This is a genomic window from Streptococcus sp. Marseille-Q3604, assembly GCF_916619785.1.
Taxonomy (GTDB): domain Bacteria; phylum Bacillota; class Bacilli; order Lactobacillales; family Streptococcaceae; genus Streptococcus.
Window position 1 is genome coordinate 154,773 of record NZ_CAKAKM010000003.1, and the last position, 12,299, is coordinate 167,071.

The 12,299-nt window shown below is 37.9% G+C and carries 12 protein-coding genes; 10 read left to right on the plus strand and 2 right to left on the minus strand.

What is annotated here, in order from left to right; genetic code table 11:
• The first annotated feature begins 160 nt into the window (after positions 1-160).
• The 6 genes from LG375_RS10225 (at position 161) to LG375_RS10250 (ending at position 5,437) form a co-directional block, all read left to right on the plus strand.
• Positions 161-1,000, plus strand: coding sequence for a DUF4300 family protein (locus LG375_RS10225; protein ID WP_225745744.1), 840 nt, complete (start codon positions 161-163; stop codon positions 998-1,000).
• Positions 1,001-1,048: 48 nt separating this feature from the next.
• Positions 1,049-1,798 (plus strand): CPBP family intramembrane glutamic endopeptidase, encoded by a 750-nt coding sequence (locus LG375_RS10230; protein ID WP_225745745.1) that lies wholly within the window; start codon positions 1,049-1,051, stop codon positions 1,796-1,798.
• A gap of 128 nt (positions 1,799-1,926) precedes the next feature.
• The gene (locus LG375_RS10235) at positions 1,927-2,970 is read left to right on the plus strand and encodes a FecCD family ABC transporter permease (protein WP_225745746.1); all 1,044 of its coding nucleotides are present in this window, start codon (positions 1,927-1,929) and stop codon (positions 2,968-2,970) included.
• A 4-nt stretch (positions 2,971-2,974) separates the two neighbouring features.
• Positions 2,975-3,730, plus strand: a complete 756-nt coding sequence (locus LG375_RS10240; protein ID WP_225745747.1) for an ABC transporter ATP-binding protein — start codon at positions 2,975-2,977, stop codon at positions 3,728-3,730.
• Positions 3,731-3,750: 20 nt separating this feature from the next.
• Complete coding sequence (locus LG375_RS10245; RefSeq protein ID WP_225745748.1) at positions 3,751-4,767, plus strand: ABC transporter substrate-binding protein; 1,017 nt, start codon at positions 3,751-3,753, stop codon at positions 4,765-4,767.
• Positions 4,748-5,437, plus strand: a complete 690-nt coding sequence (locus LG375_RS10250) for an alpha/beta hydrolase-fold protein (RefSeq protein ID WP_225745749.1) — start codon at positions 4,748-4,750, stop codon at positions 5,435-5,437. The genes LG375_RS10245 and LG375_RS10250 overlap by 20 nt, the downstream gene beginning before the upstream one ends.
• Positions 5,438-5,729: 292 nt before the next feature.
• Here LG375_RS10250 and LG375_RS10255 read toward each other — a convergent pair whose 3' ends face one another.
• Together LG375_RS10255 and LG375_RS10260 are read right to left on the minus strand one after the other, a co-directional pair.
• Complete coding sequence (locus tag LG375_RS10255; protein ID WP_225745750.1) at positions 5,730-6,611, minus strand: diacylglycerol/lipid kinase family protein; 882 nt, start codon at positions 6,609-6,611, stop codon at positions 5,730-5,732.
• Between the two features lie 103 nt (positions 6,612-6,714).
• Positions 6,715-7,740: a DUF389 domain-containing protein gene (locus LG375_RS10260; RefSeq protein ID WP_225745751.1), complete on the minus strand. Its 1,026-nt coding sequence runs from the start codon at positions 7,738-7,740 to the stop codon at positions 6,715-6,717.
• A gap of 771 nt (positions 7,741-8,511) precedes the next feature.
• Between LG375_RS10260 and LG375_RS10265 the strand changes: the two genes are divergently transcribed.
• From LG375_RS10265 to LG375_RS10280, 4 genes are all read left to right on the plus strand, one after another.
• Positions 8,512-8,751 carry a GlsB/YeaQ/YmgE family stress response membrane protein gene (locus tag LG375_RS10265; RefSeq protein WP_002890536.1) on the plus strand — a complete coding sequence of 80 codons (240 nt, stop codon included), beginning with the start codon at positions 8,512-8,514 and terminating at the stop codon, positions 8,749-8,751.
• Positions 8,752-9,007: 256 nt separating this feature from the next.
• Positions 9,008-9,211 carry a CsbD family protein gene (locus LG375_RS10270; protein WP_004182825.1) on the plus strand — a complete coding sequence of 68 codons (204 nt, stop codon included), beginning with the start codon at positions 9,008-9,010 and terminating at the stop codon, positions 9,209-9,211.
• Between the two features lie 568 nt (positions 9,212-9,779).
• Positions 9,780-11,120 carry a dihydrolipoyl dehydrogenase gene (gene lpdA / locus LG375_RS10275; protein ID WP_225745752.1) on the plus strand — a complete coding sequence of 447 codons (1,341 nt, stop codon included), beginning with the start codon at positions 9,780-9,782 and terminating at the stop codon, positions 11,118-11,120.
• 102 nt (positions 11,121-11,222) lie between these two features.
• Positions 11,223-12,296: a thiamine pyrophosphate-dependent dehydrogenase E1 component subunit alpha gene (locus LG375_RS10280; RefSeq protein WP_014634179.1), complete on the plus strand. Its 1,074-nt coding sequence runs from the start codon at positions 11,223-11,225 to the stop codon at positions 12,294-12,296.
• Positions 12,297-12,299: the final 3 nt, after the last annotated feature.

A 12,299-nucleotide genomic window follows, 5' to 3' on the forward strand; every position in this document is an offset into this window, starting at 1 on the left:
CGAAGAAGTTCGCTGGCGTCCGCTATCACCTAAGGAAAGTCTCAAGTAAAAGCCTTTATCTTCAATCTAAAGCCTTGGCAACAAGGCTTTTTCTTGTGGAAAAGTATTCTGAGAATAAGTAGCTGTCAAAATCTGGTATAATGAAGCCAAGGAGGCGCCTATGAAAACTTTGAAAAAACAGACGCTAATTCTTTTATTTATCTCTAGCCTGCTACTCGTCGGTTTAGCAGTTTTTTCACATATCCACAAAAAGGAGGAAAAACCAAGCTACTCCAACCTTAATAGCAAGGCCAGTCTTAATGAGGTACGTTCCATTCTCTCGAAACATTTGAACGAGGAGAGTGTGGATAACTTTATCAATCTGGTTAGGGATTACAATGATACCGTGGGTACTGTTGGACTTTCTGGGAGTTTTGCGCCATTTACCAAAACAGACTATGATGTGGAAAAAATCAGTAGCCTGTGGACAGCCAAGCATGGTGACTTTATCGGTACCAACTGCCGTATCAACACCTACACGCTACTGAAAGGCAAAATCAAGATTCCTCAAGTCAAAAGTGATACTGAGCTCCTTTTCCAAGACAAGGACGCCATTGACAAGGGCAAGCTCTTTGATGCCAAGGATCAGGAAAATTTTGAAATTCTCTTTTCAAGGGTCAAGACTGAAGCTACCCAAGATGTCAAGGTTCACGCCAAGCATATGGAGGATTACTACAAACAGTTCACCTTTGATGACAAGGCACGCATGCTGTCGGTTGTTGTCCACGATAATCTGGATGGAGATTCCCTTTTTGTCGGTCACGTCGGCGTCCTAGTTCCTACGGCGGATGGCTACTTATTTGTTGAAAAGTTGACCTTCGAAGAGCCCTACCAAGCCATAAAATTTGCCAGCAAAAAAGATTGCTACAAGTATCTGACAACCAAGTACAAGGACTATACTGGACCAGGCCTAGCCAAACCCTTTATCATGGATAATGACAAATGGGTGGATATGGACTAGCTTAACGTGAAGCGGAAGTTTTAATAGGGAAGAAAAAGGAAGCAAGATATGAAAAGAAAACAAGCCTTGTTGCTTTATCTAGCAGGGACCCTTGGACAAATCTTATTAGTTAGTCTCCTTGTTTGGCTTCTAAGAGCAGGAGGAGTTAGGGTTGATTATGGGACTCCAATAGGCCTCTTTACCCTTATGTTAGGTGGCTTGTCCTCAGCCATTTGGGGAGCAATTATTAGCATCCGCTATCATCACTCCAGTTTTAAACAGCTTGTCAGAGATTTTTTCCAAGTCAAACAAGCTCCTCTTAACTATCTCTTAGTCCTCATTTTTATAGGTTTGGATTTTTTACCACAGGTCTTTAGTGGGGAAATGATTATTCCAACTTGGTATCTCCCCATAATTTTATTTGTAAAAGCCCTCGTCTTTGGTGGTATAGAAGAAATCGGTTGGCGTTATTTTTTCCAGCCTACTTTGCAAGAAAAGTTGACCTATCTAGCGTCTACGCTGTGTACCTTTGTAGCCTGGTCACTATGGCATTTACTCTATTTTTACATTGATGGGTCTATGGCCACGGTTTATTTGCTACCATTTTTGCTAGGCTTATTAAGCAATTGTTTCATCTTATCCGCTATTTATACAAAGACCAGAAGCCTTTGGCTTTGTGTGATGACACATGCGTTGATCAATGCTTTATCGCAACTGTCATCAGTTGAGAACATTTGGTTATCCCTTGTGATTAAGGTGTTGATAATTCTTCTTGCCATGAGAATTGCTAGTAGCAGTTTGGAGAAGGTTAAATCCTAAGAGTAGTTAAGTGACTGCTCTTTTTTCTATGTAATACTCAAATGACCTTGCCCTTCTTTTTGAGGCATGTTATACTAGAAAATGTATTGTCAAAATTTTCTGACATTACAGGTGGAAAGGAGGTGCTAATGCCTTTTAAAAAAACAAAACACCTTGTTTTTTCCCGCTACCTAAGCCTGCTCTGTTTGCTTCTGCTTTTGCTAGTAGCATCAGTTTTTATAGCAGTCTCTTTAGGGGCGGTCACTATAGATATAGGTGATACCTATGGTGTCATCTTCAGTAAATTGGGGCTTCCGATGGTCAGTCATAACATAGCCAAACCACTTGAAGCTATTATCTGGAATATGCGAGTTCCTAGGGTTATCCTGGGGTTAATAGTTGGTGCAGGCCTTTCCATGTCTGGGAGTGTCATGCAGTCAACCGTCAATAATCCTATTGCAGAGCCCTATATATTAGGAATCTCGGCGGGTGCAACTTTTGGAGCAACCTTTGCCATCATTTTAGGCCTTAAAGCTGTGGTAGGCTTGGGTGCCTTTGTGGGGGCTATCCTAGCGACGGTTCTTGTCCTAATTATTGCCTCTATGCAGGGGAGAGTGACCACATCTGGCTTGATTTTATCTGGAACGGTTGTTAATGCCCTCTTTATTGCCTTTGCCAATTTTATAATCTCTATTGGAGCGACAGCGGACAGTGTCATGACCATTAAGTTTTGGACCATGGGTTCATTGACAGGAACATCTTGGTCAGATTTGATGCTTCCAGCAGTAGTGGTTGGTTTGGCTTTTCTCTTTTTCTCAACTCAGTATCGTGTCTTCAATGCCATGATGATGGGCGATGAAGCAGCTTTGACTTTAGGGATTCCACTTAAACTCTATTGGTATCTTTATATCGCTATCGTTGCGATCATAACGGCAGTCTTGGTTGCTAGTTGTGGTATTATTGGCTTTGTGGGCTTGATTACCCCTCATATCGCTAGAAGTATAGTCGGGACTAACTATCGTAAGCTTTTTCCAGTGGCAACTCTCTTAGGTTCCTTGTTTGTGGTTTGGGCAGACGTCTTGGCTAGAATCCTCGTCAAAAATGCAGAGTTACCTATCGGTATCTTTACAGCCTTGGTTGGCGCACCTTTCTTTATTTATATTGTGACTAAAAATCGTAGGAAGGTGGTTTAGACTTATGGATGTAAAGTGTAAGGATATTCATTATTCGATTGGAGAGAAAAAAATCCTAAACGGTGTCTCTCTAGAGGTTGAAGGTGGGCAATTCCAGACCATACTAGGACCAAATGGGAGTGGGAAATCAACCTTGCTCAAAACCATTTACCGCCAGTTGAAACCAGATAGCGGTCAGATTTTACTTGATGGAAAAAGCCTAGATCAGATAAGCCTAAAGGAAACTGCAAAAGAAATGGCCGTTGTGACACAGTTTAACACCCTTCAATTTGATTGCACGGTGGAAGAAATTGTCATGCTTGGCCGAACGCCCCATCTTTCCTTTCTACAAAAAGAATCGGAGCAGGACCACTTGCTCGTCCAGGATGCCCTAGACAAGGTTGGCATGTCTGAAAAGAAGACACGCTATTATTCGTCCTTATCAGGTGGCGAAAAACAAAGAGTTATCCTAGCGCGTGCTTTGGCTCAGGAACCCAAACTCCTCTTATTGGATGAGCCTACCAACCATTTGGATATTAAGTATCAGTTGGAGATGTTGGCCTTGGTCAAGGAACTCGGCATTAATGTTCTCGCAGTTCTCCACGATATTCAATTGGCCTGTCGTTTTTCAGATTATATTTACTTAATGAAAGGGGGTGAGATTGTTGCCCAAGGTGTCCCAAGGGATGCCGTAACCCCACAATCCTTGCAGGCGGTTTATGATGTTCAGAGTCGTATTACTTGGACGGATGACCAGCAGGCAATGATTCAGTATTTATAAGCCTAGGAAAGGGAGGCCTTATGAACAAGAAAACTTTTGGTATCGCATTAATCGCTGCAGCAGTCCTCACATTGACAGCATGCAGTTCTACATATAAAAACAGCACATCATCGTCATCAGCAGCAAAAGAAACGGTGAAAAAGACTAACTCAGAAACCCAGTATCCTTTGACCGTCAAAACTTATGACGATCAAGGAACTGAGATAGATCAAGACTTCAAAAAGGCACCAGAAAAGGTTATCACAAACAACCTTTCATCAACGGAAATCTTGATTGAGCTTGGTTTAAAAGACAAGATTGTCGGTATGCTTAACCCTGACAATGAAGTAACCGATAAATATAAGGAAGACATTGCCTCAATCCCACATATCGGTGATAAGAAGACCATCTCTCAAGAAGCCATCTTGGCTTACGGACCTGATGCCCTTATTGGTCGTAACATGATGTTCTCAGACAAATCAATGGGAACCATCAGCACGTGGAACAGCAACGACATTCCCGTCTATACGCAAAAAGCTTCTGTTTCAACAACCAAACAAGATTTGAATAATATCATCGAAGATGTTAAAAATATTGGTGACATTTTCAACGTTCAAGACAAGGCAGACAAGTATGCAGGACAACTCCAAAAGCGTATCGACGCCGTTAAAAAGAAAAACAAGTCTTCTGACAAAGACTTGAAGAAGGCTTTGATCATGTGTGCCTACAACGATGAGACCTTTGGAACTTACAAATCTGCCCTTCAAGAAAGTATGCTTAATCAGCTTGGCTATACCAATGTTGCGACAGGAACATCAGATTTGACTCTGGAAAATCTCGTGTCTATGGAACCAGAATTGATTATCTATGTAACTAGTGACCGTAATAAGGCCATGGACAAGGATGCTACAGACAAGATGGAAAAGAACGCTGTTCTTGAAAATGTACCAGCCGTTAAAAACAAGAAAATCATGACTATTTCTTATGATGAGCTTATGGATTACGGTCCATCTGTGATTGATTCTCTTGAGAAGGTTAATGACTTTGTTAATAAATAAAGACTTTGTCTGCCATGGCATTCGAGTGACGATTGCCCTTCCTGAGTCTTATGATGCTACTAAGACTTATCCAGCTGTTTTTCTGAACGATGGACAACTGGATTATCTGGGAAAACTAGCGGATTCCGTTATCCTGGTAGGCCTTGAGCCCAAGAATCGCTTGGATGATTTTACACCTTGGTATGCTCAGGCTTTGAGACCTGGAAGTCCTGATTTTGGTGGCAAGCTAGCCAGCTATCATGACCATCTATTTGGCCATATTTTAAATAGCATCCAAGAGGAGTTTCGATTGGATGACAGTTGTATGGCTTACGGAGGCTACTCGCTAGGTGGACTGGCTGCTATCCACAGTCTTTATAGCAGTGATAAGATGCCTTTTATCTTTTCCATTTGTGGATCCTTCTGGTATCCAGATTTTGTAGATTACTGCCAATCCCATCAGCTTCTTAATAAGTCTTGCTCGGTCTATTTACGTAACGGTTTGACCGAAGGGGCTAATCATAAGAATAGACTGGCCAAGGCTCCTAGCTTTGCCAAAGAAGTACATGAATGCATCAAAAAACAGTGCTTGTCCACTTATTCAGCATTTGACCCCTACGGTCACCATGACCATCTCCAAGAAAGATATGATGCTTTTTCGGACTGGTTGATTGAAGAGTGGAAACTCTGAAATGCTGCTATTGGTGATTGAGTAGGAAAGAGAGAAGAAAAGTAGTGAAGAAAATTCCGACGATGGAATCTCTTCACTACTTTTTGTTATGCTCGAAAACTACCATCACAGTTGATGCTTCCGAAAAGTTTTTAGACATGAATCAAAAAACGTCTTAACTCCGTATATTCAAAGTAATTTACTTACCTTTGACTTATATCCTAACTTCAAAAAGGACAAGACTATTATTGTTGCTGATGCAGTAACTTATATCATTTAAAACTTTTTTGTTGGAGAAGTAGAAGGGAAAAAACTATACTTTGGTGCCTGTGAACACTTCGATATGGTTCCCTAGTATTTTTATATCTACTGGAAGATTATCTGATTTGTCTCCATCAACATCTGACTCTAACTCAACCTCTGAAGAAATCCTAATATTACGCGCTTTGATATATTCGATATTATCGTTACCTACTAGATCCCCTTTTAACAAATCTGGGATAGTCGATAATTTAGAAATGATGGATGCATCTTTTAAAATCAAGATATTTCCATATCCATCTGTATTATCATCAAATAGTTTTTTGTCTGCATAGTAATTAGATAGAAGAACTAAGACCTGACTAGCTTCACCTTCATAATTGCCATTTTCGCTTTCAATACGAACATTAAATACATCGTCTTCCACAACAGACTTCATCGTATTGATTGCATATGCAAAGATACCGTACTTTGTTTTATCTTCAATATCAACGTTATGAATAGCTTCTGGTAAAGATCCAACACTAAAAATATAGCCAAAATAATTTTGATTAGCTTTTCCAACATCAATGGTTTTAGTAAAATTGAAATCAAGTTCTTCAATCGCTTGATCAATACTTTGGTTGATTTCTAATAGCTTAGTGATTAAATTACCAGTTCCACCAGGAATAATCCCAAGTTTTGGGATGTGATTTTTTTCAGCAATCCCTGAAATAACCTCATTTACAGTACCGTCTCCACCAAAAACAATTACTGCATCATATTTTTCTTTAGAGGCTTTTTCAGCAAATTGAGTTGCATCTTTGGCTTTTTGCGTAATCTTAGTTTCAACATAATCAAAATACTCTTTAGCCTTATTCTCCAAGCTCTCTTTATAATTTAATGCTGTTTCTCCTCCAGAAGTTGGATTAATAATTATCATTACTTTTTTCATTGCTATTTTCTCCTATGGACTACTAGTGACAATACTTTTCAACGGTTTCTTATGCTTATCAAATTAATATCTCACATTACTTGTTGTTATTTGGGGATTCTTTTTACTTATCCTTTTCTATTTGTTGAAGATCATCATCGTTTTTATATTGAATGATGTAATCGACTAATTCTTTTTCAGTTAATCTATCATTTGTTAATTGTGAAACCTCAATCGAGATATTTTTCAAACCATATTCATTTTGTTTGTTAATGATACTTTGTAACTCAGCTTCTGAAAGATATTTACCTGAAATGGTTAGCTTTAGTGTATTGTTTTCTTTACTATATTTCTTTTTCAAAATAGTATGGTTTTCAAATTGATCAGATAGATAATTATTGATAGACTCATTGATTAGCGTATCTCGAACTAAGGTAGTTGCAGAAGCTAAACTTGGAATAATGAGAACAAGCGAGACTAGAATTAATATTTTTCGCATTTTCGAGGCTTTACGATTATGTTTAACATAAGGATTATTAACCATCATCACATTAGTGCCAATATATGTAGCAATCATAATAAAACTGCAGTTAATGGAGAACAAATATGACGCCCCTATCATATACTCAAGATTTCCTGTGGCAACAGAATACCCCACGGTACAAACGGGTGGCATAAGAGCAGTTGCAATGGCGACACCAGGAACAATGTTATTAGCTTCTTTCTTTCGTGCTCCAATAATGCCGGCTAATCCACCGACGAATGCTATTACAACGTCCCAAATTGTGGGCGAAGTTCTAGCAATAATTTCCGTACTTGCATAAGAAATGGGCGAAATTAAAAAATAAAGTGTAGAGGCTAAGAGGCTTACTGCAACTTGAATAAAAAGAACTTTAAACGATTTTTTGAGAAGTTTTGTATCTAATATTGCTAACGCAAAACCTACTCCAAGGATAGGTGTCATCAATGGAGAAATCAACATTGCCCCTATAATTGTTGGAATAGAATTCATATTCAAACCAATAGATGCAATCAATATCGCACACAATAAAGTGGTTAAGTCACTTTTTGATAAATCTAAATCCTCATAGATTTTGTCCCTAAATTCTATTAGAGAATAAAGTTTACCATCCTTCAAAACTTTTTCCATAACAGTACTCCCTCTTTGTTAGTATAGTCACTTTTTAAGAAGTTACTCAATACTGTTTGACCTCTTCTGAAAGGAAAGAATATCTTGAGGGAACAACTTTTTAAGCTCACTCTTTGATGACGTATCTAAATCATTGGCCATTATTATTGTAACTTCTTTACCTGGGTGTGTTTTATATTCTACTTTCAATTTGTAATCAATTCACTACTCCATATTAATTTTAAACTCCTACTGAAAGTGATGTAGTGTTTGGTGTATTATTTATACTATTTTGTTAGATACTTACTATTTAAAGAAAAATGTGTAAGGGTTTACATGTCTCAATTATACATTTTATTTTTACTTTCGTCACTCGAACATCTTAGGGCTATTTTCTTTTGTCGCTAAAATGCTAATCAATCAATCAATCATATGAATGTAGCAGTTTAATCAAACTTTTTATTCATAAATCAATCCATTTAGAGGAAGCCCTAATAATAGTAGAAGCCTGTGTAGATTTTTAACAAAAAATGAGATAAGTGAAATTGTAAAACTATGCAAGCGATTGCAAAGACCAATAATGGTTTTCATGTCTATTTTTGTGTAAGCGCAAACATTTTCATTGACTTATCAATTTGATTAACTTATACTGTTATTAACAGGTATATACTAACATTAATCTTATGATTGTTAAGATTAATATAAAAAATGTTTTAGCTAAAATGTAACTCTTTAGATGGTTTGATTTTCCAAACAATCTAACTTTCCTCTATTTAGAAAGGGGGAGACATTATGCTTTGGGCTATTATTGTCGGAGGCTTTATAGGTTTTATTGCTGGTGGAATCACTAAAAAGGGAGGTTCCATGGGAATAATTGCCAATATCTTTGCAGGTTTAATTGGTTCATCTGTTGGACAGTCACTCTTCGGTTCTTGGGGACCTAGACTAGCTGGAATGGCCTTAGTTCCATCAATTTTAGGGGCAGTTATTGTTGTTGCAGTAGTATCATTTTTCTTAGGGAAAAAAGAATAATTTTCAATATTTCGACAGGAAGACTCCAATCAACTAGCAAACTTAGTGCCGATAAATTAAAAAAGTGGTAAACATGGACTAGCTAATGGTTTATCAGCAAATAAAGATAACGTTAGTGAGGGTGTTCAAGCTGTTTATGACTCGACTTCAACACAAAAGCTATAATTTAACTTATCTTTTTATACTCAAAAATTTGAATGTATTGTTTAAGAGCGTTCATATTTAAAAATCTTTATGTCCAAAGGAGGATAATATTATGTCAGTAGAAGAAAAACTTAACCAAGCTAAAGGCGCTATTAAAGAAGGTTTCGGAAAAGTAACTGGTGATAAAAAAACAGAAAAAGAGGGTGCTGCTGAAAAAGCAGTCTCAAAAGTGAAAGAAGTTGCCGAAGATGCCAAAGATGCTGTTGAAGGAGCTATCGAAGGTGTGAAAAATATGATTAAAAAGGACGATAAATAATTAAATAGTCAATTGATTTTTCACATAAAAGTTACAAAAGCTACTCTACAAAAAAATAGAGTTGTCATATTCTACTCCTAATTACTCACTTATAAGATTACTTTCAAAATAACTACAAATCGATATTCTTATAATATTATTCAGTTGAAAAATTAACTTTCTTTAGATTAATTCAAATTCCTTTTTAACTCCATATACATATTCTTTCTAATAGTAAAAGCACTCTAATTTCTATAGTTTTATCCAAGCTATAGACGCTAGAGTGTTTTTTATAACATTTTGAAGAATTATTTAATGATTAGGGGAGATTTATATTTATCTAGTGTCTATAAAAATCAGCAAAGTATAAGTGCTAACATCATCCCGATTAGAGAATGGCAAACGTTTGCATTGCTTGTGAATGTTTTCACCACCAAAACATCACATTTTCAGTGAATTACTTGATTTTCATAAGTATTAGTTTTATAATTAAAGCATAGAAAGCGCTTTCAAAAATATCCCCGAGTTTTTGTCCTACTTGAAGTGGTTCGGCTAACAGCCTACTTCCATTCTAGAAAGGAGTATTGTTTTGAGTCAATGTGATATTCTCATTATAGGGGCAGGTCCTGGTGGTTATGTTGCTGCTGAAGAAGCTGCCCGTTTAGGTAAAAAGGTAACTGTCATTGAGAAAAACTCCATAGGTGGCACCTGTTTGAACGTTGGCTGTATCCCATCCAAAGCCTATCTTGAACATGCTCATTGGCTATTAGCTGCTAAAGAAGCCTCTCAGTATGGAGTAACAGTTTTAAATGATAATCTTGATTTTCAAAAACTTGTTGCTCGCAAAGATCAAGTCGTAGCAACACTACAGTCTGGTATTCAATCAAGTTTTAAACAATTAGGGATCACCTATATTGAAGGTGAGGCAGCTTATATTTCTGGTAAAACCTTCCAAGTTAATGGTGAAAGAGTCTCAGGTAAGTCTGTTATTTTGGCGACGGGGAGTCATCCATTTATTCCTCCTATTCCTGGTATTAACGATGTTGACTACTTGACAACGGATAACTTTTTCAACTTAAAGGAACTTCCTCAACGTTTGATTATCATTGGTGGAGGTATTATTTCCGTTGAGTTAGCTTTTGCCATGGCTCCACTTGGTGTGGATGTGACAGTGATAGAGGTTGCACCAACAATTTTAGCAACTGAAGATGACGAAGCACGTTCCATTATTAGAGAAAAGATGGAACAACTTGGAATTACCATTCTGGAGGGAGTTAGCATAGATAGGGTTAGAGAAAATGCTGTAATTTTAGCAGATGGCAAGTCCTACTCTTATGATAACTTACTTGTAGCAACAGGGCGTAAGCCAAATATTGAGTTAGCCCAAATGATGGGCTTGGAGCTGACCGAAAAAGGCTTTATTAAGGTAGATAGTTATTACGAGTCATCTCAAACAGGTGTTTATGCGATTGGGGATTTGATTCCTGGATATATGTTGGCTCATGTTGCTAGTAGCGAGGGAATCAAAGCTGTTCGAGCCATTTGTCGTCAGGCTGAGGAACCAGTTGATAATTCAAGTGTTCCACGGTCGCTCTTTACAACGCCAGAGATTGCTTCCTTTGGCTTGTCAGAAGAGGAGGCGGTACAACAAGGATATGATATATCAGTTGGTCAACTTCCTTATGTTTATAATGGTCGAGCCATTGCGTCTAATTCAGCAAAAGGTTTTGTTAAAATTGTCTCCGAAAAACGCTATCACCTACTATTAGGTGCCGTTATCGTTGGTCCACATGCAACTGATATTCTACAATCCTTGATTGTCTTGAAAGATGCTGAAGGAACACTTGATCAGCTTGATAAGACAATTTTTGCACATCCAACAATTTCTGAGTTGGTTCAGGAAGTTGCAAGACTGATTTTAAGGTCCTAAGGTCGATGGATAGGTTTAGCACAGCCATTCTCATTTTTCAATCTATATATCTGTCAATAATATTTGTTTTTTATAAAGCTCTCTATAGAAGGAGGAAACAATATGACACATTATCAAGAATTGCCACAAGCCCTAATGAAAGAAAAACATCAGGGACAAACCTTAACCAAGGAAGAAGTTAAGGTTCAAACTGCCCATGATCTTGGTGTGGAAAATGTTTCAAAAGAAGAGGCTAAATCCATGTATAAGACTATGTGGGATATTCGAAATTTTGAAGAAAATGCACGACATTTCTTTTCAATCGGTCAAATTCCAGGATTTGTTCACCTTTACTCAGGTGAGGAAGCTATTGCGACTGGGGTATGTGCTAACTTGACTGATAAAGACTACATTACTAGCACACATCGAGGACATGGACACTGTGTGGCTAAAGGTGGAGACCTTAAAAAAATGATGGCTGAAATCTTTGGTAAGTCTACTGGGCTTGGTAAAGGTAAGGGTGGCTCTATGCATATCGCTGACTTGGATAAAGGAATCCTTGGTGCTAATGGTATGGTAGGCGGAGGCTTTGGTCTTGCGACTGGTGCTGCTATGCGCAACAAATATCTAAAGACTGATGATGTTGCTGTATGTTTCTTTGGTGATGGTGCTGCCAATGAAGGTAATTTTCATGAGTGCTTAAACATGGCCTCTATTTGGAATCTACCTGTGGTATTTGTAAATGAAAACAACCTTTTTGCAGAATCAACACCACAATGGTATTCATCAGGTTCTCCAACAATTGCTGAACGTGCACAAGCTTACAATATGCCTGGAGTTCGCGTTAATGGTAAGGACTTATTTGCTGTTTATCAAGTGGCTAAAGAGGCCATTGAACGTGCACGTCGTGGAGATGGTCCAACGTTAATTGAAGCTATTACTTATCGTAACCATGGCCATTTCGAAGGAGATGAGCAAAAATACAAAGCACCAGATGGAATCGAAAAAGAATGGGCAGATGTGGATGCCTTGGAAGTATTTCGTGACCTAGTAACTGAAAAGGGTATCCTTAGCCAAGATGAATTGGATGAGATTGTTGCCCAATCACAAAAAGATGTTGAAGATGCAATCCACTTTGCTCAAGAGAGCCCAATTCCAAAAGAAGAAGCTCTCTACGAAGACGTATTTGCAGACTGATTG